The sequence below is a fragment of the Acidovorax sp. SDU_ACID1 genome, from assembly GCF_045291395.1.
In the GTDB taxonomy this organism is placed as follows: domain Bacteria; phylum Pseudomonadota; class Gammaproteobacteria; order Burkholderiales; family Burkholderiaceae_C; genus MR-S7.
Window position 1 is genome coordinate 2,324,022 of the sequence record NZ_CP152342.1, and the last position, 21,331, is coordinate 2,345,352.

General features: G+C 65.2%; 22 protein-coding genes. 1 reads left to right on the forward strand and 21 read right to left on the reverse strand.

Annotated features, from left to right (window positions below; all coding sequences use genetic code 11):
• Positions 1–23: 23 nt before the first annotated feature.
• A complete protein-coding gene (locus tag AAG689_RS11360) occupies positions 24–833 on the forward strand; it encodes a hypothetical protein (RefSeq protein WP_406626017.1) in 810 nt (269 codons plus the stop codon).
• Positions 834–1,030: 197 nt separating this feature from the next.
• Here the strand turns inward: AAG689_RS11360 and AAG689_RS11365 are convergent, their stop codons facing one another.
• The 21 genes from AAG689_RS11365 to AAG689_RS11465 form a co-directional block, all read right to left on the reverse strand.
• A complete protein-coding gene (locus AAG689_RS11365) occupies positions 1,031–1,393 on the reverse strand; it encodes a helix-turn-helix transcriptional regulator (protein WP_406626018.1) in 363 nt (120 codons plus the stop codon).
• 364 nt (positions 1,394–1,757) lie between these two features.
• Positions 1,758–2,300 (reverse strand): hypothetical protein, encoded by a 543-nt coding sequence (locus tag AAG689_RS11370; protein ID WP_406626019.1) that lies wholly within the window; start codon positions 2,298–2,300, stop codon positions 1,758–1,760.
• Positions 2,301–2,424: 124 nt separating this feature from the next.
• On the reverse strand, positions 2,425–2,796 hold the full coding sequence (locus AAG689_RS11375; RefSeq protein WP_406626020.1) for a helix-turn-helix domain-containing protein: 372 nt from the start codon (positions 2,794–2,796) through the stop codon (positions 2,425–2,427).
• Between the two features lie 350 nt (positions 2,797–3,146).
• Complete coding sequence (locus AAG689_RS11380; RefSeq protein ID WP_406626021.1) at positions 3,147–3,830, reverse strand: YfbU family protein; 684 nt, start codon at positions 3,828–3,830, stop codon at positions 3,147–3,149.
• Between the two features lie 146 nt (positions 3,831–3,976).
• Positions 3,977–4,255 (reverse strand): DUF2274 domain-containing protein, encoded by a 279-nt coding sequence (locus AAG689_RS11385; RefSeq protein ID WP_406626022.1) that lies wholly within the window; start codon positions 4,253–4,255, stop codon positions 3,977–3,979.
• Complete coding sequence (locus tag AAG689_RS11390) at positions 4,255–5,511, reverse strand: TrbI/VirB10 family protein (RefSeq protein ID WP_406626023.1); 1,257 nt, start codon at positions 5,509–5,511, stop codon at positions 4,255–4,257. Before AAG689_RS11390 ends, AAG689_RS11385 begins: the two co-directional genes overlap by 1 nt.
• Positions 5,512–5,513: 2 nt before the next feature.
• The gene (gene trbG / locus AAG689_RS11395) at positions 5,514–6,503 is read right to left on the reverse strand and encodes a P-type conjugative transfer protein TrbG (protein ID WP_406626024.1); all 990 of its coding nucleotides are present in this window, start codon (positions 6,501–6,503) and stop codon (positions 5,514–5,516) included.
• Entirely contained in the window at positions 6,500–7,204 is a 705-nt protein-coding gene (gene trbF / locus AAG689_RS11400) for a conjugal transfer protein TrbF (protein WP_406626025.1), read from the reverse strand. Before trbF ends, trbG begins: the two co-directional genes overlap by 4 nt.
• Positions 7,205–7,234: 30 nt before the next feature.
• Positions 7,235–8,536, reverse strand: coding sequence for a P-type conjugative transfer protein TrbL (trbL, locus tag AAG689_RS11405; protein WP_406626026.1), 1,302 nt, complete (start codon positions 8,534–8,536; stop codon positions 7,235–7,237).
• Positions 8,533–8,808 (reverse strand): EexN family lipoprotein, encoded by a 276-nt coding sequence (locus AAG689_RS11410; RefSeq protein WP_406626027.1) that lies wholly within the window; start codon positions 8,806–8,808, stop codon positions 8,533–8,535. The genes trbL and AAG689_RS11410 overlap by 4 nt, the downstream gene beginning before the upstream one ends.
• Positions 8,809–8,815: 7 nt before the next feature.
• Positions 8,816–9,556 (reverse strand): P-type conjugative transfer protein TrbJ, encoded by a 741-nt coding sequence (gene trbJ / locus AAG689_RS11415; protein WP_406626028.1) that lies wholly within the window; start codon positions 9,554–9,556, stop codon positions 8,816–8,818.
• Positions 9,553–11,988 carry a conjugal transfer protein TrbE gene (gene trbE / locus AAG689_RS11420; RefSeq protein ID WP_406626029.1) on the reverse strand — a complete coding sequence of 812 codons (2,436 nt, stop codon included), beginning with the start codon at positions 11,986–11,988 and terminating at the stop codon, positions 9,553–9,555. Before trbE ends, trbJ begins: the two co-directional genes overlap by 4 nt.
• A 12-nt stretch (positions 11,989–12,000) precedes the next feature.
• Positions 12,001–12,297: a VirB3 family type IV secretion system protein gene (locus tag AAG689_RS11425; RefSeq protein WP_406626030.1), complete on the reverse strand. Its 297-nt coding sequence runs from the start codon at positions 12,295–12,297 to the stop codon at positions 12,001–12,003.
• Positions 12,294–12,677 carry a TrbC/VirB2 family protein gene (locus AAG689_RS11430; RefSeq protein ID WP_406626031.1) on the reverse strand — a complete coding sequence of 128 codons (384 nt, stop codon included), beginning with the start codon at positions 12,675–12,677 and terminating at the stop codon, positions 12,294–12,296. The genes AAG689_RS11425 and AAG689_RS11430 overlap by 4 nt, the downstream gene beginning before the upstream one ends.
• A complete protein-coding gene (gene trbB / locus AAG689_RS11435; protein WP_406626032.1) occupies positions 12,674–13,723 on the reverse strand; it encodes a P-type conjugative transfer ATPase TrbB in 1,050 nt (349 codons plus the stop codon). Before trbB ends, AAG689_RS11430 begins: the two co-directional genes overlap by 4 nt.
• On the reverse strand, positions 13,720–14,166 hold the full coding sequence (locus AAG689_RS11440; RefSeq protein ID WP_406626033.1) for a CopG family transcriptional regulator: 447 nt from the start codon (positions 14,164–14,166) through the stop codon (positions 13,720–13,722). Before AAG689_RS11440 ends, trbB begins: the two co-directional genes overlap by 4 nt.
• Positions 14,163–16,181 carry a conjugal transfer protein TraG gene (locus AAG689_RS11445; RefSeq protein ID WP_406626034.1) on the reverse strand — a complete coding sequence of 673 codons (2,019 nt, stop codon included), beginning with the start codon at positions 16,179–16,181 and terminating at the stop codon, positions 14,163–14,165. Before AAG689_RS11445 ends, AAG689_RS11440 begins: the two co-directional genes overlap by 4 nt.
• Positions 16,182–16,467: 286 nt before the next feature.
• Positions 16,468–17,379, reverse strand: coding sequence for a LysR family transcriptional regulator (locus tag AAG689_RS11450; RefSeq protein WP_406626035.1), 912 nt, complete (start codon positions 17,377–17,379; stop codon positions 16,468–16,470).
• A gap of 211 nt (positions 17,380–17,590) precedes the next feature.
• Positions 17,591–18,934, reverse strand: coding sequence for a hypothetical protein (locus AAG689_RS11455; RefSeq protein ID WP_406626036.1), 1,344 nt, complete (start codon positions 18,932–18,934; stop codon positions 17,591–17,593).
• A gap of 308 nt (positions 18,935–19,242) precedes the next feature.
• Positions 19,243–20,001, reverse strand: a complete 759-nt coding sequence (locus AAG689_RS11460; RefSeq protein ID WP_406626037.1) for a choice-of-anchor R domain-containing protein — start codon at positions 19,999–20,001, stop codon at positions 19,243–19,245.
• Positions 20,002–20,113: 112 nt separating this feature from the next.
• The gene (locus AAG689_RS11465; protein WP_406626038.1) at positions 20,114–21,250 is read right to left on the reverse strand and encodes a LuxR C-terminal-related transcriptional regulator; all 1,137 of its coding nucleotides are present in this window, start codon (positions 21,248–21,250) and stop codon (positions 20,114–20,116) included.
• Between the last annotated feature and the right edge of the window lie 81 nt (positions 21,251–21,331).

Below are 21,331 nucleotides of genomic sequence, written 5' to 3' on the forward strand. Positions count from 1 at the left end.
CAGCGAAGAGAAAGTCAATCGATATGAAGAGCGTGATTCTGGACAAATGCTACCTGCAAGGAGCAAATCGCAGCGACATTCAGATGCTGCGCGAACAGCGGCAACTTGTGATGTCTGGCGCCCTGTTCTATGAACTGTTGGATACGTCAACAGAAAAGCGGCAGCGCTGCTTCAGCAAGCTCCCGGCAATTGAAAATCCCGTATTGCTCGTAGACCACGTTGGCATGCTTCTCCGATATGAGCAACAACACCAACGCTCCTGCGGCAAGCCTTCTGAACATGCTATCGACATTCAGTTTCGCTTTAACCCAGCTCTCGCGGATAAAGATTACGAACTGCCTCCGGAAGCACAGGAATCCATGCAAGAGGAAGCGGCTGAGCTCGAAGAAGAGAAGTTCCGACTGATTGGTCTATCGGAAACCGTAAGTTCGTTGTTCAATAATCTGTTGATTGGCAGCGATACCAATCGACAGCAAGCCCTCGACTCTGCTCTGGCAAGCATCGCGGATACTGAATTTATCCTGAATTTCTATGACCAGCTGGCCTCCTCAGACCTCGGATACGTGTTTCCAAACACGTCCATTATTGGACCACATTGGGCGCATTTCCGATGGCTACAGGTGGAGTTACTCTTCTCCGTGGACTGGCACATCAGATACCAAGGACAGGTGCGCCAGATGCTAAGTAACGGCGTGAACGAGCGACTTGAGCACGACCTGCATGACGCGCAGGCCCTTGCCCTAGGCATCCTTGAGGGAGCATTTGCAACTCGCGAAAAGAAGCTTGCACATTGGTTCAGGCTGCTATGCCCGAGCGGTGAGTTAGTTCAATAGGCCATAGACCCCGTAGGCCAACCACGCCAGTCAAGCCTCCTCGGCGTAGTGCGTGGCGAACTGGGACGATACCTCGAACTGCGCCAAGGTGGTTAAATCGAACAGTGACCCGCGAAGCAAGTCCGCCCGCAACCGTTTGATTACCTGATGCCTCGAACTTCCATCCATGTTTGTAAATTAGAACAACATCCAATCATTCAAGCTGAGTGACCTCCTGTCGACAGCCGCTGCTGAATCCATCCATAGACGGCGGCTTCCGACCAGGAGGCTGCACGCGGCCCGATCTTGATCGAGCGCGGAAAAACCCCGTCCCGCATCTGCTGATAGATCACGGAGCGGCCCAGACCGGTCAGCCGCTGCACCTCGGGCAAGCGCAGGAGCCGGTCATGCCGATCCGACGCTGACCCCAATGGCTGCACCGCCTCCTGACTTAGCAGGTCAAGCGCCTCCTGCAAAAGATGTGCCGCGCGCATGGCTCGGTCATCGTCAAGGCCCTGGCCCTGTGCGACAAACCGCGCTGGCGGTGCTTCTGGCTGGCCGTTCAAAATCCTGGCTCGCATGGAACTTCTCCTTCCCGTGCAGCGACAGCATTCATTCCCATCGCCGGTAGTCCATAGCGTGCCGGGAACGGCCACAACAGCCAACCTGACACAGCCAAGCCAAGCGTAGCCACCCACGAGCGACAAGGCCGGTCAAAACGCCTGTGCCGCGTGCCACCGGTCGATAGACCCTGATACCCTTCCTTCAAGAGGCCGAGCGAAAATTGCCCTGCGCTCCCCAATGCGCTATCATTGGCCTGTCAGCGTATGAACGGAGCAGCGAGAGCTGTGCGTTGATCCCACCCCGCCAGGGGTCCCCACCCAAGCGTAGGGATAGCCAAGAGGTCCGATTTATTTCCAACGCCCTCCCCTACGGAGGGCGTTTTCATTTCGGGACCTTGATCGGCCGACCATTCAGTATGTTGTGCAGGATCACGAAGAACCCGATCTTCTTGCGCGAGGGCCTGTTTGCGTGCAGCCTGTCGCGCACATAGGCACTCTGCACGAACAGGTTCAACGGAACCGCCTTCGAGCTGGACCGCGAGGCGGTGAAATACACCTCGTACGTGTCTTCCTGGCCAGTTGCTGGGTTGAGCAGCCTCACCGTGAAGAAGTTGCCATGGTTAGTGTGGTAGCACGGCGACGTGGGCAAGGCACGCACGATCTCAGGCAACTGCCGAGACTGCGCGTAGCGCCCGAAGTCGAAAATGCGCGTCTCGCGAGAATCCGCGTACCCTAGCGGCCCCTTCGGGTCCTCGACCCCATCCGCGCCGCGCGTGAAGCAATGCAGGCTGAAGATCACCTGCACCGGGTAGCTGCGCGCAGGCTTGCCAACCTGTTCGGCCTGCTCGAAGGTATGGACGAACGGGTGCAGGTGGGACAGGTCGTAGCTTGCTCCCTCGTGGGTGAATGGCTTCCATGCAATCATGACTTGTCCGTGGGCACGAGACCCACCCCCTTCCTGCTCGCACGCGCCTTCCGATAGGCCTTGCCCTCGGCACGCTTGGCGATTTCTTCCTTCGCATAGGGTTCTGCCCCCGTGATCAAGCCCGTTAGCCGGTACTCGTTGGAGTTGTGGCGCCCCCCGGCTGCGGCCGCAGAATACGCTCGATCATTCCGTCCTTCTCCAGCTTTGCCAGCCGGCGGCGCACCGTCGTCGGGTCTTTGCCAATCGTGTCAGCGATCAGCTTCTTGGATGGAAAGGCGAGCTGACTGGACTTCCACCAGTGCGCTGCGATGACCAACACGATATTCATGTCAACCGGGTCCAGGCCCAGCGCTCGCTGGCGCAGGATGATCGTGCTGGGAATGCAGGTCCAGCCGGCGTCCATCAAGGTCTTGCCCCACTTTTTCTCGTTCTCTCGGACCGCGGCCTTCGGATCGGACTCCGGCTCGGGCGCAGGTACGGCTGCGACAACGCTCATGACACTCTCCATTTCGTTCGATGGCTTCAGCATAAGCAAGTTATCGCCGTAATCCCTAGGGTCAGGCCAAGCCATACCGGGGTATCAACGCCCCCCACCCGCTTATCTATGTTCCGTGTGGTCCTGCTTGATGTGCTTGCATTGCATCCTTCTTCGTGGGGCATGGACACCCCCCATATGGGAGGTATCTTCACACCCCACTGGGGAGCATTAATGCCTCCCACCGTAGAGATAATAGGTGGTCTGGCATGTGTAGAAACAACATCAGACCGCCGGATTTAGCTGGGTTGAATGGGTGGAAGGCCGACACCATCCCCAAGTCATCGAGGCTGCTCACAAGCAGGCTCGGCTCACTCGGCCTTCAGGATCTCAATGATCTGGTCAGCGCTGAGGCTGCGGCCCATGCCAAGAGTCGCCCGGATAGGTGCAAACGCTGCAGCCATGCGGCGATACCCGGGTGCCGTCGGGGCATGCGAGTTGAAGTCGCGCCCCTTGAAGCGCGAAAACCGCCCCATCTCCTCGACAAGAAATCGCGCGATCCTCATCAGCCCGCTCTCTTCGTTGCCGTCGAAGCCGGCGAACTCCGGCATGTATCCGTGGTTAGCCGCCTTGACCTTTTCCACATCCTCGGCGGACAGCTTCTCCAGCCTGCCTTCGATGAAGTCCCAGGTGTCCAGCACGTTAACAACCAAGGTGACATCGGCCGGGCGGTCAGCGTGGTTGTGGAAGAGCCCATGCATATCCCACGTGGGCGCCCAGTAGTGACCACCGTAGATCGACTCCGCAACGAAATCGACGTTGGTCTCGGTAGGCACCTTCAGGTGCTTCACAAGGTCGCGCAGCAACATGAAGTTCAGCTTGTCGCCCGCAGTCAGGTCAATGCTCTTACCCGTGATGGTATTCAGCCCAAGGTCCACGAGCTGGCGAACCGCGTCCGAGCGGGAGCTGGCGCGGCCCGTTCGCTCCATCCATTCATCAATACGCTGTAGCAGTTCCTCGTCCAGGCGCAGTTCCAGTCGCTCAGTTCTTCCCATGTACAAACCTCCAGCAATACGGCAAAAACACAGTTATCGTACAAATGTACGGCAATCATGTTTTTAAAGCAAGAGCCACAGCGCCTCCAGAGGGAGCCCGCAACTTTTCGCAATTTGGCTGTTGCAACAAGAGTTAGTTTGCGAGGTCATTCCGGTGAGCCGCCTTGATTAGACGACGACCCGGTCGGCGCAAATGGAGTCTCACGCTTGGCATCCACTCGCCTGAATCCCCGATCTCCAGCTATGAATGCCTCAAGCATGTAGGGAATCAGCGTGGCCGCGTCTACCGCTTCGCCATACGCCTGCGCATGCTGTATTGCGTAACGGTCGAGGTCAGCTCGCAAACTGGCCGGACAGGTGAAGGTCAACTTCGCACTGCTGTTGGATGGCAGCGGTCCCAGGCGGAGTTTTTTCGCCGTGCTCATTACATGCCTCCCCGCTGAAGGAACAAAGGCTGGTACGGGCGGAGCACCAGATCGCGACTGGCGATGATCCGCACCGGCAGGCCCGGCCGCGCCGTCAGCGTCGGCTGGACGTTCATGTTGCGCCGGGTCAGTTCCTGGCCCACTTGGTTGATGCTGTCCTGCGCGCTGTCGCGCCCGGCGATGATGATCCGGTTGCCGTCCTGCCGGTTCTCCGGCGCGGCCAGCTCAGCGCCCACGCCCAGCAGCGTGGTCAGCGCCGCCCCTGCCAGGATGCGGCCCCAGTGGCGATCCACATCATCCTCCAGCCCCGCGTAACCCGCAGGGTCGGTGCCCACGAGGTTGTCCAGCGTCAGCGAAGACGTGTCCGGCAGGATGATCCGGTTCCACACCATCTGCACGCGGCTCTGCCCGTAGCTCACCTGGCTGTTGTACTTGCCCAAGACGCGCGAGCCCTGCGGAATCAGCAGGAAGCGCCCCGTGGCCGAGTCATAGACCGGCTCCGTCACCGTGGCGATCACGTCGCCCGGCAGGTCGGACTTGATGCCAGTGACCAACGCCGCCGCGATCACCGTCCCAGCCATCACCTGGTACGGCGAGGCCGGCATCTGGAGATGGCCGGAATTGCGGGTTTCCGTAGAGCCGCCTTTCAGGAAAGCCTCTTTCTGGTCTTGCCGGTTCTGCACAGCGGTCGGGTCGGATGGCTGGGCCGCCGTCGAGCCCGGCCCGGCTGCCAGCGGATCGAAGCCCGCCAAGGCGCTACCGGGCGAAGCCGCCGCGACTTGGGCCGCGCCAGGCGCTGCGGCCTTGCCCTGCTGGCCCGAGCGGAAGAACACCGACGAGGCCGCCGCCGCTTCGGCCTCCTTGCGCAAGGCATCGTTGGGGTCGTGGCCCGGCGGCATGTAGGTGGGCTGCTGCGCGGCCACGATGGCCGGCCCCAGGTCGCCCGGCAGCGGCGGCCCCAGCTCGGGCACCTTCGGCAGCTTGGAGTAGTCGGACGGCAACCCATCCAGCCCTTCGGACTTCGAGACACGATCCACGTTGTACAGCTCGTTCTGCCAGCCTGCGCCGCGCCGGTGGGGCTGCAGAGCCCAGATCGTGGCCCCGAGCACCGCGACCGACAGGCCGCCGGTGAGGATGGCCAAGGTGCGCCGGTTCAGGCGCGTGACCGGGCGCGGCTGGGCACGTAGCGCTACGGCCTCGGGCGCCACCTTGCCCTCCTGAGAAGTGGCATGGTCGGGGGTGTTGTCTTGGCTCATGCTCAATTCCTCCGTGCCACGCCATCGGTGCGCTCAATCCGCACCACGTCGCCCCTGTCTCCCCCCAGGCGCAGTTCGGCCGCGCCAAACAGGCGATCCACGATGTAGTACGGCGAGCGGAAGCGGTAGTTCACCAACTGCCCGTCGCCCTGTGCGCCGATCACGAACAACGGCGGCAACTCGCCTTGAGCGATGCCCGCCGGAAACTGGATATAGACCTTCTCGCCATCGTCGAAAGCGCGCAGCGGCTTCCATGGCGGATTGCTGCCGCTGACCGCGTAGCGAAAGCGGATCTTCTCCAGCGACAGCCCGGCATCGACCGGCGCCGCAGCACTGGCCGCCTGCGCCTGGCGCTGCAGGGCCAGCATCCTGTCCTTCGGGTACTCCCAGGACACCGACGCCATCCATGTCTTCTCGGTCGAGGTCAGCTCCAACAGGTAGGTGCGCCGGCTGGTGGTGATGACCAGATTGGTCTTCAGGCCCGAGCGGATCGGCTTGACCATCACGTTCACGCGCAGCGCATCGCCGCTGCCGCTGGACGTGTCCCCGACGATCCAGCGCACCGTGTCACCGGCGGCCACCGTCACCAGTTCCTCGCCCGGCTGGAGCGCCACCACGGTCACGCGGCCGACGGCCGCATAGACTTGGTACAGCGCCCCATCGGTGAACGGCCAGACCTGGATAGCGTTCACATAGCCTTCGCGCGTGGGCGCAATGCGCGCCTCGGCATTGGCGCGGGTCACGCGCACCTTCTCGTCGGAAGGTTCGGGCGACGCCTTGGCGTCCGCTGAACCGGGCAACGGCTTCATCTGGCCAGGAAGTGCCAGGGGTTCAGGCACGCTGACCACTTCCACCGGCTTCGGTGCTTCGGGCAGCGGCTGGGCCTGCACAGGTTCATCCAGCGAGATCAACGGCGGTTTGCCCTGCGTGGCGCAGCCCGCGAGGGCAGCAAGTGTCAGCACGGAAACACAAAAGCTGAAAGGCACATTCATGGTCTGGCTCCTTCGGAAGAATCGAGTTCACGGCTCCACGCCAGGCCATTGACGTAGATACCCAGAGGGTTCTTGCGCACGCGCTGCTCCGTGCGTGGGGTCTGCAGCACCGTGGAAACCACCGCGTTCCAGCGCTCGGTGCGCTCCAGCGCCCCGTTCACAAAGCGCGTCTCCGTCCAGCGCACGTTGAAAGACGCCTCGCTGGCGCGGGTCACGCTGGACACCTGCACCGTCACCGACTCCTTGCCGATGCGCGAGAACGGATCGGCCGCCCGCGCGTACTCGTTGAGCACCACGGCACCCTTGTCGGTGGTGTAGTCATAGGCATCGAGCCAGTTCTGGCGCACCACGATGGGGTCAATGGACAGCCCGCGCACCAGGCCGATGAAGCGGCCCAGGTGGTAGGCCACCTGGGCATCGCCGGGCTGGTACGGCGTGGCGGCCTCGCCCACGGCGCGCACCTGGCCCGACTGGTCCACCTCGATCACATAGGGCGTCACGATGGACTGCGCCGAGCGCCAGACCAGGCCGCCGGCCATCAGCAGCGCGAGCGCGAGGCAGCCGAAGGCCATCAGGCGCCAGTTCTTCGCCTGCACGCGCGGCGAGCCGATGCGCTCGTCCCAGACCTGGGCAGCCGACTGGTATGGGGTGGCAGGCTGCGGCGTGTCGGCGTAGCGCACCTGCGGTCGTTTGAATCGCATGGGAGTTCTCCTTGAGGATCAGGAATCGCGTCATTCGTCAGGACTGCGCAGGCTTGGCCCTTGGCTGGAGCTGCCGCCGTCCCCACCGCGCAGCGTGTGGGCGGCGGTCGTAGCGGCATGGGTGAGCTGTTGCCTTCGATGCAGGCGCTTGGCCCAGGCGGGCTGTTCGGTGGATGGCGCCGAGCTTGCGCCCGGTGCGGCGCCACCGGCCCCGGATGCTGATGCCGCGCCTTCGGGCCAGAAGGCGGCGGCCATGCGCTCCTTCATCGAGCGCGCGCCGGTCTTGGCGACATTGCCCACGCCGGCGGCTGCACCCTTGAGGCCGCCGCCCGCAGCGGCGGAGCCGGCCTCGAACGCCGACCTGGCACTGCCGGCGGTTGCAGCCACGGAGCGAGCAGCACCCGGGGCCATGCGCGCACCTGCGGCAACGGCGCTGCCAACGCCCGTGGCAGCAGTGCCGACCGCCACGGCGGCACCTGTAGCGCCAACAGCGGCTCCAGCCATGGCCCCCGCACCCAACTGCGGCCCGCCGGACACCAGCCCGGTCGCAATGCCCGGCCCGAAGATGCCCAGCGCCAGCATGGCCAGCGAGGCCAGCATGATGACCAGCGCGTGGTCGATGGAGGGCTCGGCCCCCGCCGGCGCCTTGAACTCGGCGAACAGCCCCGTCCCGATCCCGACGATGACGGCCAGCACCAGCACCTTGATGCCCGAGGACACGACATTGCCTAGCACCTTCTCGGCGAGGAATGCCGTCTTGTTCCACAGCGCGAACGGCACCAGCACGAAGCCCGCCAGCGTGGTCAGCTTGAACTCCAGCAGCGTCACGAAGAGCTGCACGGCCAGCACGAAGAAGCACAGGATCAGCACCAGCCAGGCCAGGAACAGCACCGCGATGGTGTCCAGATGGACGAACACCTCGGGAAAGCCCGCCATCTGGCCGATCTGCTCCATGATCGGCCGCCCGGCCTCGATGCCGACCTGCGCCAGCCGTCCGGGCTGCAGCAGCTGCGCCTGGCTCAGGCCCGAGCCCGATGCGGTCAGGCCCAGCCCCGCAAAAGACCTGAACACGATGCCCGCCAGGCTGTTGAAGTTGCCGATGATGTAGGCGAAGGCGCCCACATAGAGCACCTTGCGCAGCAGCTTGGCGATCACGTCCTCGCCCTGGCCGCTGGCGTGGCCCATCGCCCAGAACAGCCCGGCGAGCGTCATGTCGATGGCGATCAGCGTGGCCGTGAGGAACGCCACCTCGCCCTGCAGCAACCCGAAGCCCGAGTCGATGTAGCGCGAGAAGGTATCGAGGAAGCGGTCGATAACCGCGACGTCGTTCATGGCGCCGTCCCCGGCTGGACGGGATCCTTCGCATAGGGCGAAGGCCTCGGGCGCATGAAGCGCTTGCGCACCGCATCGGCCACCGCCATGCACTGCGCCTCGCCGACCCGTGCGCGATCCACGCGGCACTCGGCCTGCAGTTCCTTCAACCGCTCGGGGTTCTCGGCCAGCGCCTCGGCCGATTCGATGGGAGCAGGCTTGCTGCAAGCCGTCAGCAACAATGCCTGTGCCAGTGCGAAGGCACCGGCCACGAACAGGAGATTTCTGCGCATGGCGGCCTCACTGGTGGTTGTAGAAGTTCACCGTGTAGGGCGTATAGGGCGTGCCGCTTCCGAGAAAGCGCCGGCGCACCTCCCGCCCGCGCTCGGCCGCCGCCGCCTGCCGGGCCAGTTCCAGCGAGGCCGCGCGATCCTGCGTGAGCTGCAGCCGCTGCGTCTGGATGGACTGCTTGGCCTGCAGGGCCAGCAGTTGGTTGGTGGACTGCATCGCCTGCAAGGCACCGACGGCGGATTGGCTCTTGTCCACCAGATCGGCCAGCACGCCTTCATCATCCTTGACGTTCTGCGAGGCCTGGGCCTGCACCTGCATGGCCGTCTGCAAGCTGTTGAGCGTGTTCTTCCAACGCTCCTGTGTATCGCGGTACATCTGGTCGCCGCTCACAGTGGCGCTGTACTGCTCGGGATACAACCGGGCGAAGTCCCGATCCATCCTGGCCACGTCGTAGGCCAGACCCTTGGCCTGGTCGATCAGCCGCTGCGTCAATGCCAGGTTGGCATGCAGACGGCTCGTCACGTTGAACGGCAGGCTGGCCAGGTTGCGCGCCTGGTTCTCCAGCATCTTGGCCTCGTTCTGCAACTGCTTGATCTGGTTATAGAGCTGCTGCAGCGTCTGGATGGCCGTCAGCATGTTCTGCACGAAGTTCGAGGGATCGAACACGATGAGGGCCGCGGCCGGCTGGGCGAACATCAGCGAGCCGGACAGCACGGCGGCCAACGCGGCGGGAAGGATGCGGGGTTTCATGACGAGATCTCCTGTGGGTGGGAAGGGAACGAGGACAGCAGGTCGGCGGCCCATGACAGGCCGCGATGGCGCAGCCAGGCGGCTGCGAAGGGAGAGGAATCGGAATGCGCAGCTGCGAGAACCGCATCCATGTCGCGCTGGTCTTGCGGTGTCGAAGCTCCGGCGAAAGCCAGTACCGCCGGCCCCAAGTCGAGGTCGAACAGGCGGTTGCCGAGACGGGATTGGTAGTAGTAATCGCGCTTCGGAACCGCAGTGGCGACGATCTCGATCTGCCGGCTGTTGAGGCCGAAGCCCTCGTAGATCGTCCTGATCTGCGGCTCGGTGGCCTGCGGGTTGGGCAGGAAGATGCGGCTGGCGCAGCTTTCGATGATCGCGGGCGCGATGCTCGAATCCTTGATGTCGGCGAGGCTCTGCGTGGCGAAGATGACGCTGACGTTCTTCTTGCGCAGCGTCTTGAGCCACTGGCGGATGCGGGCCGCGAACACCGGGTCATCGAGAAACAGCCACGCCTCATCGAGGATCAGCAGCGTGGGCGCGCCGTCAAAGCGCTCATCGAACCGGGCAAAGAGGTAATGCAGCACGGCCATGACGGCGGCCTTGCTGTGCATCAGCTCCTCCATCTCGAAGCACTGCACGGAGCCAGCGCCCAAACGATCCGAGTCCGCATCCAGCAGCTTGCCGTGGGCGCCGCCCAGCACGTAGGGCGTGAGCGCCTGGCGCAGCGCGTTCGATTGCAGCAGCACCGACAGACCAGTCATCGTGCGCTGCTCCACGGGTGCACCGGCGAGACTGCCGAGCGCCGGCCAGATAGCCACCTTCTCATCGGGGCCGACCGCGACGCCCTCGTGCCGCAAGCGGCCTTCAATCCATTCGGCCGCCCAGGTGCGATAGCCCTCACGGTCGATGCGGGCCAGCGGCTGGAAGGCGATCTCGCCATCCATCCCCAGGTCGTAGTACTCGCCGCCCAGGCCCAGGATCGTGGCGCGCATCGAGCGCCCCATGTCAAAGGCGAAGATGCGCGAGCCGCGATAACGACGGAACTGCATCGCCAAGGTCGCAAGCAACACCGATTTGCCCATACCGGTCGGCCCGGCCACCAGGGTGTGGCCCACGTCGCCGATATGCGTTACCAGCCGGAACGGCGTCGCGCCTTCGGTGCGGGTCACGATCAGCGGCGGGCCGTCGAGGTGGGCGTTCTTCTCCGGCCCGGCCCATACCGCCGATACCGGCATCAGGTGCGCCAGGTTCAGCGTCGAGACGATGGGCTGGCGGACATTGGCGTAGGCATGGCCCGGAATGGACGACAGCCAGGCATCGACTGCGTTCAAGGTCTCGGGGATGGTCACGAAGCCGCGCCCTTGAATAACGCGCTCCACCATGCGCAGCTTCTCGTCGGCCACGGCCGCATCCGCATCCATGACAGTGACAGTCGCCGTCAGGTAGCCGAAGGCCACCTGGTCGCTGCCCAGTTCCTGCAGCGCGGCGTCCGCGTCGGCCGATTTGTTGCTGGCGTCGGTATCGACCAGCGGCGTTTCCTGCTGGAAGATGGTTTCACGCAGCAAGGCGATCACATTCTTGCGCTTGGCGAACCACTGGCGGCGCAGGCGGGAGAGTTCTTTTTCCGCATCGGCTTTGTCCATGCAGAGAAACCGGGTTGACCAGCGATAGGCAAAGCCGAGGCGGTTGAGGTCGTCCAGAATCCCCGGCCAGGTCGAGGTCGGAAAGCCCCGCACCGTCGCTACGCGCAGGTGCTGGTCGCCCAGCATCGGCGCCAGTCCACCGATCAGCGGCGCGTCTGCCAGCAGCGCGTCAAGGTGGAATGGCACCTCCGGTACGCCCACGCGGTAGCGCCGCCTCGAAACAGTGGCGTGCAGGTAGGTCAACGTCTGGCTGTCATCGAGCCACGCAATCTCCGGCATCACGCCATCAAGCAGGTCAAACACGCGATCCGTCTCTGCCACGAAGGCCGTCAGCCGCTCGCGCCAGTCCACGCCTTCGGTGGGCCGGTTCTCGTACAGCATCCCTGCTGCGCGGGCATGGGCCTCCTCCGGCGGCAGATACACCAGCGTGAGGTGATAGCCGCTCTCGAAATGGTTGCCGGAGTCCTCGAAAGCGGCCCGGCGTTCCTCGTCCACCAGCCAGGACAACGGCTCGGGAAACTCCGAGTGCGGGTAGTTGGCAGCGGGCCGCCGCTCGGCTTCGATGAACAAAGCCCAGCCCGAACCTAAGCGGCGCAGCGCGTTGTTCAACCGCGCCGACGTGGCGATCAGCTCGCCCTGCGTCGCGCTATCGAGGTCAGGCCCCCGAAACCGCGCCGTGCGCTGGAAACTGCCGTCCTTGTTCAAGACGACGCCCGGCGCCACCAGCCCGGCCCAGGGCAGCCAGTCGGCCAGCAGCGCGGGCCGCTGGCGGTATTCGGCAAGGTTCAGCATGGCGGCATCCCCCTACACGTCCAGCAGCGGCCGGTGCTTGATGTGGCGGGCGAAGACCTGCATGAACTGCGGATCGACGCGTGCACCCCAGACCGCCAGCGCATGGCCGGCGATCCAGAGCACCACGCCTGGAATCCACATCTGCAGGCCCAGGCCCACGGCGGCGGCCAAGGTGCCATTGGTGATGGCCACGGTGCGCGGCGCACCGCCCATCAGGATCGGCTCGGTCAGAGCCCTATGCAGCGGCACCTCGAAGCCGGGCAAAGTCCCGTATGAATTGCCCTGCACGCCATCGTGGGCCGCGTTCATACGACGGCCCCGCCCGAGAAGCTGAAGAACGACAGGAAGAACGAGGACGCGGCAAACGCGATGGACAGGCCAAAGACGATCTGGATCAGCTTGCGGAAGCCGCCCGAGGTGTCGCCAAAGGCCAGCGCCAGGCCCGTGGCGATGATGATGATGACCGCGATGATCCGGGCCACCGGCCCCTGGACGGATTCGAGAATGGCCTGCAGCGGCTTCTCCCAGGGCATGCTGGAGCCAGCGGCCTGGGCAGCACTGGCAAGCAGCAGTAGCAGCGCGGCCAGCAGCAGGCCCTGCAGGGCCGGGCGAGCCAAGCTATCCAGTCGTGCGGGCCGGGGCAACGAATTTGCGGAAATACGGAAAGCAGGAACGATCATCTGCGTCATGGCAGTTCTCCAGGTTGGTCAGGGGACAGGGGAAGTGCAGTGGCAGGCACTGCGGGGGAAACCAGCGGCAGCTCAGGGAACGGCGTTTCCAGTGCGTCCGCCAGGTGATACCCAACGCCGTCGAAACCGACGACACGGGCGATGCTCTCGATGCGGCGCTTGCGCCCGCGCCCGGCGATGTGGATGACCACGTTGACCGCCTCGGCGATCAGCGCACGGGGCGGGTTCACCGCCACTTCGAGAATCAGTTGCTCCAGGCGCAGCAATGCGCCGAGCGCGGAGCCGGCGTGGATCGTGGCAATGCCGCCCGGATGGCCGGTGCCCCACACCTTGATGAGATCCAGCGCCTCGGCGCCGCGTACCTCGCCGACCACGACGCGGTCAGGCCGCAGGCGCATGGACGAGCGCACCAGCTCGGTCATGGACACGATGCCCTGGCGCGTGCGCAGCGGCACGTGGTCGCGCGCCGCGCATTGCAGCTCCACCGTGTCTTCGAGCACCAGCACACGGTCGCCGGTGGCGGCGATCTCGGCCAGCAGCGCATTCGCCAGCGTGGTCTTGCCCGTGCTGGTGCCACCGGCGATCAGGATGTTCTGGCGCTCGCGCACGGCGCGCACCAGCAAGCCCGCCTGCGCGGCGGTCATCATCCCGTCCTCGATGTAGCGCGACAGCGGGATCACGCCCACGGCGCGCTTGCGCAGGGCGAAGGCCGGCCCCGGCGCAGCGGGCGGCAGGATGCCCTCGAAGCGTTCGCCCGTCTCGGGCAGTTCTGCCGTCAACAGCGGCTGGCCCCGATGCACTTCCGCGCCGACGTGGGCGGCCACCAGCCGGATGATGCGTTCGCCATCCGCTTCGGACAGTTCCACGCCCATCGGCGCGCGGCCCGACGAAAGCCGGTCGATCCACAAGGTGCGATCCGGGTTGAGCATGATTTCCACCACGTCCGGGTCTTCCAGCGCGGCGGCGATCAGTGGCCCCATCGCCGTGCGCAGCATCTGGATGCGGCGGTCCAGCGAAACGGCGGTGAAGGAAGGAACGGCGCTCATACAGCACGCTCCTGCGCTTCATCCATGCGCGTGGGGTCGGGATGCAGTTCCTCCACCACGTCGCGCACCAGGCTGCGCCCGCGCAGCAGGTGGCGGCCCAATTGCTCCACGAACTGCTCGAAGCGGGCCTTGCCCTGGGCGCGGGCCGCGTCCTGATGGGCCTCCGGCACGGGCGTGCTCACCGTGAGGAAGTAGCGAATGAACAGCGCCAGCGTCTCGATCTGGATGTTCTGGTCGCGCTCCATTCGCTCGGCATGACGCGACAGGCGATCCAAGCGTTTGGCAATCGCTGCCTCGCGCTGGTCCCCCGCATCGGGCGACAGCCAGGATGCGAGCGCCGCCGCGACGATGCTGGACTTGGACACGCCCTTGGTGGCAGCCAGCTCGTCGAGCCGCTTGGCGTGCTCGGGCTGGATGAAGAGATTCAAGCGGTGCTGGCTCATAGCGCGATTCCGTCGTTGGGGTCGAGGGATGCCAGCCGGGCCGTGCGCTGCAGGGCCGGGTCGAGCTGGCGCGGAAGGGGGAGCGGCATGTCGTCGTCATCGAGCAGCCCGAGGTCGGCTGCGGGCGCAACCAGGTCGGGGTCGTAGGCGACGGTTTCGGAGAGTTCGGGCTGACGGCGCGGGCCGCCGTCATCGGCCGAACCCAGGTTCTCCAGGCCGTCAGCGGATGCCGTAGCCGGTGCGGTGGGCACCGCAGGAATTGCCAGTCCGCTCCAGTCGTCGGCCCGCGCAGGAGGAACGTCGGCATAGCGCCCGGCCGCGAGCACGGGCGGCGGCAGCACCCGCCGCTTGAAATTGCTGTCCGCGTAGTAGCGCAGCTTCTTGGCCTTGATCGGCGCCACGCTGGAGACCATCACCACGGCCTCGTCGGGCGGTAGCTGCATCACCTCGCCCGGCGTCAGCAGCGGGCGGGCAGTCTCCTGGCGCGAGACCATCAGGTGCCCCAGCCAGGGGGCCAACCGGTGGCCTGCGTAGTTGCGCTGCGCGCGCAGCTCGGTGGCCGTGCCCAAGGTTTCGGATATCCGCTTGGCCGTGCGTTCGTCGTTGGTGGCGAAGGTCACGCGCACGTGGCAGTTGTCGAGGATCGAATGGTTCTGCCCATACGCCTTGTCGATCTGATTGAGCGACTGCGCGATCAGGAAGCTGCGGATGCCATAACCCGCCATGAAGGCCAAGGCCGTCTCGAAGAAGTCCAGGCGCCCCAGCGCCGGAAACTCATCGAGCATCAGCAGCAGCTTGTGGCGGCGCTGGATGCCGTCGCTGCCATCGAGCGATTCCGTCAGCCGCCGGCCGATCTGGTTGAGGATCAGGCGGATCAGCGGCTTCGTCCGCGAAATGTCCGAAGGCGGCACCACGAGATACAGCGACACCGGATGCTCGGCCGCGATCAGGTCGGCGATGCGCCAATCGCAGCGCGAGGTGACCTCCGCCACGGTCGGGTCGCGGTACAGGCCAAGGAACGACATGGCCGTGGACAGCACGCCGGAGCGTTCGTTGTCGCTCTTGTTGAGCACTTCGCGCGCCGCCGAAGCGACAACGGGATGCGGCATTCCTCCTTGATCCAGGCCCATATGCGGCGTGGTCATCATCCGATGCAGGGTCAGCTCGAACGGGCAGGCTGGATCGCTGAGGAAGTTGGCGACGCCGCGCAGCGTCTTGTCCTCGCCCGCGTAGAGCACATGCAGGATGGCTCCAACCAGCAGCGCGTGCGAAGTCTTCTCCCAATGGTTGCGCCGCTCCAGCGCGCCTTCGGGATCGACCAGGATGTCCGCGATGTTCTGCACGTCGCGCACCTCATGCGCGCCGCGCCGCACCTCCAGCAGCGGGTTGTAGGCTGCCGACCGGCTATCCGTCGGGTTGAACAGCAGGCAGTGCGAGAAGCGCGAGCGCCAACCCGCGGTAATGCTCCAGTTTTCGCCCTTGATGTCGTGGATGACGGCGGACGCTGGCCAGGACAGCAAGGTGGGCACCACCAGGCCCACACCCTTGCCCGAACGCGTGGGCGCGAAGGTCAGGACGTGTTCCGGGCCTTCATGCCGCAGGTACTGCTGGCGATGCAGGCCGAGGACCACGCCCGCAGGATGGTCCAGGCCCGCCTTGCGAATGTCCTCTGTATTGGCCCAGCGTGCTGAGCCGTAGGTGGTGATCAACTTCGATTGTCGCGAGCGCCAAATTGACATGCCGATGGCAACCACCACGGCGAGCAGGCCACTGCCCGCCGCAATGGCCCCGCCCACGTCGAAGACATGCGGCGCATAGGCGTCGAAGAAGAACCACCACTCGAACAGCCGCCACGGGTGATAGACCGGCGTGCCGAGGAATTCGAACCACGGCAAGCCCAGGCGTAGCTGGTAACCCAGGACCGCTGCTGTCCATTGCGTGGCGCTCCACACTCCGGCGATCACGATGCCGAACACCACGGCAATCTGACCGAACAGCACGTTCGTCCCTTGCATAGCCCTGCCTCCACATGCGGCACAACAACGTGCCGCAGGCATCAGGATCAGTGGTTGGTCTGGTGCCGGTCAAAGACCGTTATTGGCACCAAGCTGCTGCAAAAAAGCAGATTCCCAGCAGGGGCGCACCCAACAAAAACGCCGCAAGCGAAAGCGCATTGCGGCGTATCGGGCAAGAAGTGCAGCCTGCGTTGCAGGCGGCCCACAGTCAGAACTTGGGCGACGTCTTGGGTGGGGTGTACGGCGTGCCATTGTCCTGGAAGCGCTTGCGCATGGCGCACCTCTGCTATTTCTCGTCGTTCGCGGCACTGCCCTGGGCCGGGCCCGACTGCAAGCGCTCGATGAAGCGAGCCAGCGCTTGCGAAGGCGCCTTATCCCGGCGCAGCAAATAGGTCGTCAGCATGGGCGGCTCGCCCGCCAGCGGCCGGCCTACGACGTTGGATTCGCGGTTGGCAGCGATGTACGCGGCACCGGCAAACCCCAGGGCCAGCCCCGCCGACACCAGCGCCATCATCATCTCGGGCGAAGCCACGCGCTGCACCAGCAGCGGCTCCTGCTCCTGCGTGCGCAGCACCCGATCTACCTGGCGGGCGTAGCCCTCGCAGACCGCCGGGTCGCCCAGCACCAGGGGGTAGCGCAGCACCTCGTCCAACGGAATGCGCTTGTGGGCCAGCGCGGGGTGGCGCGCGGGCAGCGCCATCATCAACTCGTCTTCCCAGGCGGGCTCCACGATCAGGCCGTCGCCCACCTCGTCGGCCATCGAGAAACCCGCGTCGTACAGCTCGTCGCGCAACCCCTGGAGCTGCTGGGCCAGGGGCACCTCGAACAGGCGGATCTCGATGTCCGGGTCTTCCTCCCGGCAGCGCGCCAGCAGGCCGGACAGCCGGAACGGCGTCACGCAGTCGGACAGCGCAATGCGCAATTGCCCCTGGAAGCCATTGGCTGCCGCCTTCACGCTCTCACGCGCCTGTTCCAGGACGGCAAGCACGCGCGGCACATGCTCCAGAAAAAAACGGCCCGCCAGCGTCAGCCGCGTGCTGCGGCTGGTGCGCACGAACAACTGCACGCCCAGGTCTTCCTCCAGCTCCCGGATGGTGCGCGACAACGGCGACTGCTCCATGTGCAGCCGCTCGGCGGCGCGGGCAAAGTGAAGCTCCTCGGCCACCGCCAGAAAACAGCGCAAATGTCTGATCTCCATAACACGTCATTCCTTGTGCGCCCCCCTCCAGGCCGGCCTTTGCGACCCAGCGCGTTCAGGCGCTGCTCATCGGCCTGCGCCTCCACGACGATGCGGCGTTTGCCCGCGCCTGTGGCGTGCAGTAGTTCCAAGCCGGTGAGAGTGGCAGGGCTCATACGCGGACTCCATTGCGGTTTGACGATATGAAAAACGCGCTCAATTAGGTAGCGGCTCATTCATGATCGCCAAAAGGCCCGGAGTTTCCTTCCCTGGTCATGGGAGTTGCCGCGTCCCCTTCTGCATTTCTTCTTTCCCGGTATAGGCGGTCACTCAATAGATGCTTGCGCTTACTGGATAGGCTCCGGCACCCCAATCTACCTAAGCCACCACCTGCCAACAGCATTCCCAGTGCACCCAGACTCCATGGCGACAGCGCGGGCACGGCCACCGCTCCGCCCGGCCCTGGCGGCAAGGCGGGGTCGGCGACCACGATTTCCAGGTTCACCTTGTTGGTCAGGTTGCCTGCCGTCAGGTACACCAGCCGCGCCTGCGTACCAGGCGGCAAGGTGCCCGGCGCCACGTCCAAGACAAAGGTGCCGGTGATGCCATCCAGGGCTTTCAGCAGGGTATAGACCTGCCCCACAGCGGGCGTGCCCGCCAGGCGGTTCACGCGCAAGCGGGCACCTGTAATGTCGGCGCCGCCATTGTTCACGTCGACAAGGTCGATGCGCTGCGCGGCTGCGTCGATGCGCACCGCCAAGGTGCCGCCCCGCAGGTCCAGCCCTGCCCCCACATAGAGGCCGCCCGTGGCCGCCGCCGCCCCGGGCACTACGACAGCCTCACCCGCCAGCACGCGGCCGCCTACGTAGCCTTCGCCTCGCAGAGTGTTGCTCGCGCCCAGGCGCAGGTCGCCGTACAGGGTCACTTGGTCATGCGCCAGCACCAGCGCATTGCCCGAGCCTGCGATGTCGGCCGACGCGCCAGTGGCGCCATCGGCACCGGCCGGCCCGCCCCCATCGGCCAGGCCACCTGCACCGCCACCGCCTGCATCCACCGAGCCTTTCACCACGATGGTGTTGCGGTTGCCGCGCACGAAGATGCCCGTGCCGCCGTCACCGCCATGGCCCCCGCCCAAGTCGCCGCCGCGGCCTCCCTCGCCCCCATCGCCACCGAGCACCATCCACTCCAAGGTGATGCTGGCATCATCGGCCGCCACATGCAGCCCCGCACCGCCGCCGCCCGCACCACCACCCACGTTGGTGCCGCGTCCGCCTGCGCCGCCCGTGCCGCCCCAGATGCGCCCTGCGTCCGTGTAGCAAGTGAAGCCGTTGGTGCGCACGAGCATGCCCGCGCCAGCACCGCCGCCGCCACCGCCGCCGCTGTCCACCGCATCACCGTTGCCGCCCCGGCCGCCGGCATGGCCGACCAGGCTGGGCACGCCGGCCAGGCAAGCGGCCGTGCCGTCCGCTCCACCACCGCCGCCACCAGCGCCGTTGCCCGGCCCACCTGCAGCAAGATCGTGGCCCGTGCCACCCTTGCTGCCACTGCCACCTGCTGCCGACGGAGGCGTAGGCAACGTGTTGGCCCGGCCACCTGTTCCACCGTCCAGGCTGCCCGGCGGGCCAGCTACCCCGTCATTACCGCCCGCACCACCCAAGCCCGGTAGGCCCGCTGCGCCGCCCGCGCCCCCGCTGTCGAGCACGCGATTGCCACCATGTCCCCCACGCCCTCCGCCCTGGCCGCCGCCACCGCCGCCGCCCGTGGTTGCATTGGCCCCGCCGCCGCCTGCTCCGCCTGCCCAGACAGCAGGTGCGGCAAAGGCCAGGGCGCAACTCAATGCACAACACTGAGCAATCGTGTACATGGATATCCCGCGCGCCATACTCAACCCCTCCGCTGGCGACGCATGGTCAACAGAGCGCCACCGATCAAAATAGCGCTGACCGTCAGCACACCCCATTCGGTGAGTGTGGGCACGGCTTGGACGTTGCCGGGATTGCCGGGGCCAGGTCCAGGTCCAGGTCCAGGTCCAGGTCCAGGTCCAATTGCGCCGATGATGGCTGAGAGCCCATACGCCAACGCCTGTCCGTCAGCAACATCCTGCCAGACGCCATTGTTGAGGCTGCCAGCCGCCATTTGGCGCAGCAGCGACGGATTGCCCGCCGCAGGCTCGGCGAAGAAACTGCTGGACACTGTGCACGACGGTACTGCGCCATCAGCGATCTGCAGCACCACCCAGTAGTCCGTGTTGGGCTGTAGCGCAATGGTGGCGCCTGAGGCGGTATAAGTCATGATGCCGCCGTCCGTCGTGGGCGAAATATGCTCCAGCCAGGTGCTGCCGACCCGGGAGCCCGGACGGCCCGTACCCGCGTCGTGCGAGAAGATGCCCACGCGGTTGTAGCCCGGGTCGCCCGCGTGGTCCCAGCTGATCTCAACGGCATCAACGCTCAGTGCGTTGGCGCCGGTCTGGAAGCGCGAGGCTAGGTCTGTGGCACCCGGATGGCTGCTGCAGGCGTCAAGGCTCTCGCCTAGGTTGCGCAGCACCGTGGTGCTTTGCTGCGCGGTAGCAGGATGTGTCGCCAACACGGCGAAGGCGCACGCGGCCAGGGCGCGTGCGAGGTGTTTCAAGGTCATACGGGTCATGGCCGTCAATGCAAGGCGTAGTGAAAGAGCCATGACTATCGCGGTGCCCAGGACCACCTGCGCTCCAAGCGAGAGGATGGCAGGCGCCTTTTTTCGCGACTGTGCGCGGTTCCTATCCCGTCGGGAGAGGGTAATGTTTGGCAAATGCCCGCGCCAGCATTCCCTGCCGGTCATGCACGCCCAAACGCTCATACAGGGCACGCCGATGGTGCACCACAGTGGACAAGCTCACGCCTAGGTGCGCAGCGATCTGAGGTTCAGAGCAGCCCCTAGCCATCCAGTAGGCGAGAGCGTGCTGGCGCGGCGGCAAGCCCCAGCCTTGTAACGCTTCGAGCAGGCGCATGCCGCGCTCCACGCGCTGGGTGATGTGCAAGGCCACGGCATCGCTCTGTCCATCCGCAGCGCTCATGCGCGTAGCACGCAAAGAGAAGGCACCGCCTGCGTTGCGCCACTCCATCTGCGGCAGCGGCGTGTTCGCTTGTCCCTCCAATGCCCATCGCAAACGCTGCAGTTGGAGCTGCAGGGCATGCGGCAATTGCCTAGCCTGCGCGCCCGCTTCGCGCCAGCGCCAACCAAAAGCCAGAGGCAATAGGCGCTTGGCGTCTGGTGATATCCATAGCAGACGTCCCTGAGGCGTGGCGATGAGTAAGCCTGTGGCCCGCACCTCACTATCGTCGGCGTCAGGTTCACCGGGTTGCAGCACGCGCGCCAGGCAAGTTTCGAGAGACGCGAGCGCGGCCCGTTCTTCCTGCGTGAATTGCCGAAATGGCGTAGTGTCTGAATGGCGATATAGCGTAAGTACGCCCAGCCCTTGACCTTGGGGTGTGCGTAACACCAGCGCCAGCCAAGTGGTGACCTGACCAGGGCGTAGGATAGCGTCGTAGTAGTCACTGCGGCAGAGTGCGGCACGTGACACGGTCAGCAACTGCCCGGGCTCCAGCGCGAGCGGCCCATGCTGGCACCGCACCATTTCGGAGAAGTTCAACAGGCTGCGGCACAGAATCTGGCCTTCGCTCTTGCGCACACGCGGGTCGAAGTAGTCGGGAATCACCGCCTGCATGGCGGGGCTTTCAACATAGGCGTCAAGCGTGCCGCTCGTGTCGGGGTAGAAGTATCCGCCCGAGTCGAAAGGGACGACATGGTGCAGTTCCCGCAGTACTGCCGCGATGAACTGAGGGCCCGTGCCATCCAGACAGGCCATTTGGCGAAGACGGACGATGGCCTGTTGCTGGGCGCGGCCGGCGAGCATATGGTGTGGTTCTGTCGTACAGAGAAACCACCACTATGCCAAAACTCACTCCAAAACCCACACCAAAGCCCATACCATATC

Coding starts and splice junctions, on each gene's coding strand:
- AAG689_RS11380 (WP_406626021.1), bottom strand. CDS start 3,830: ATGGGAAGAACTGAGCGACTGGAACTGCGCCTGGACGAGGAACTGCTA.
- AAG689_RS11370 (WP_406626019.1), bottom strand. CDS start 2,300: ATGATTGCATGGAAGCCATTCACCCACGAGGGAGCAAGCTACGACCTG.
- AAG689_RS11445 (WP_406626034.1), bottom strand. CDS start 16,181: ATGCAAGGGACGAACGTGCTGTTCGGTCAGATTGCCGTGGTGTTCGGC.
- AAG689_RS11360 (WP_406626017.1), top strand. CDS start 24: ATGAAGAGCGTGATTCTGGACAAATGCTACCTGCAAGGAGCAAATCGC.
- AAG689_RS11390 (WP_406626023.1), bottom strand. CDS start 5,511: ATGAGCCAAGACAACACCCCCGACCATGCCACTTCTCAGGAGGGCAAG.
- AAG689_RS11425 (WP_406626030.1), bottom strand. CDS start 12,297: ATGAACGCGGCCCACGATGGCGTGCAGGGCAATTCATACGGGACTTTG.
- trbF (WP_406626025.1), bottom strand. CDS start 7,204: ATGCGATTCAAACGACCGCAGGTGCGCTACGCCGACACGCCGCAGCCT.
- AAG689_RS11375 (WP_406626020.1), bottom strand. CDS start 2,796: ATGAGCGTTGTCGCAGCCGTACCTGCGCCCGAGCCGGAGTCCGATCCG.
- AAG689_RS11365 (WP_406626018.1), bottom strand. CDS start 1,393: ATGCGAGCCAGGATTTTGAACGGCCAGCCAGAAGCACCGCCAGCGCGG.
- AAG689_RS11460 (WP_406626037.1), bottom strand. CDS start 20,001: ATGACCCGTATGACCTTGAAACACCTCGCACGCGCCCTGGCCGCGTGC.
- AAG689_RS11465 (WP_406626038.1), bottom strand. CDS start 21,250: ATGCTCGCCGGCCGCGCCCAGCAACAGGCCATCGTCCGTCTTCGCCAA.
- trbL (WP_406626026.1), bottom strand. CDS start 8,536: ATGAACGACGTCGCGGTTATCGACCGCTTCCTCGATACCTTCTCGCGC.
- trbB (WP_406626032.1), bottom strand. CDS start 13,723: ATGAGCGCCGTTCCTTCCTTCACCGCCGTTTCGCTGGACCGCCGCATC.
- AAG689_RS11410 (WP_406626027.1), bottom strand. CDS start 8,808: ATGCGCAGAAATCTCCTGTTCGTGGCCGGTGCCTTCGCACTGGCACAG.
- AAG689_RS11385 (WP_406626022.1), bottom strand. CDS start 4,255: ATGAGCACGGCGAAAAAACTCCGCCTGGGACCGCTGCCATCCAACAGC.
- trbJ (WP_406626028.1), bottom strand. CDS start 9,556: ATGAAACCCCGCATCCTTCCCGCCGCGTTGGCCGCCGTGCTGTCCGGC.
- trbE (WP_406626029.1), bottom strand. CDS start 11,988: ATGCTGAACCTTGCCGAATACCGCCAGCGGCCCGCGCTGCTGGCCGAC.
- AAG689_RS11450 (WP_406626035.1), bottom strand. CDS start 17,379: ATGGAGATCAGACATTTGCGCTGTTTTCTGGCGGTGGCCGAGGAGCTT.
- AAG689_RS11440 (WP_406626033.1), bottom strand. CDS start 14,166: ATGAGCCAGCACCGCTTGAATCTCTTCATCCAGCCCGAGCACGCCAAG.
- trbG (WP_406626024.1), bottom strand. CDS start 6,503: ATGAATGTGCCTTTCAGCTTTTGTGTTTCCGTGCTGACACTTGCTGCC.
- AAG689_RS11430 (WP_406626031.1), bottom strand. CDS start 12,677: ATGACGCAGATGATCGTTCCTGCTTTCCGTATTTCCGCAAATTCGTTG.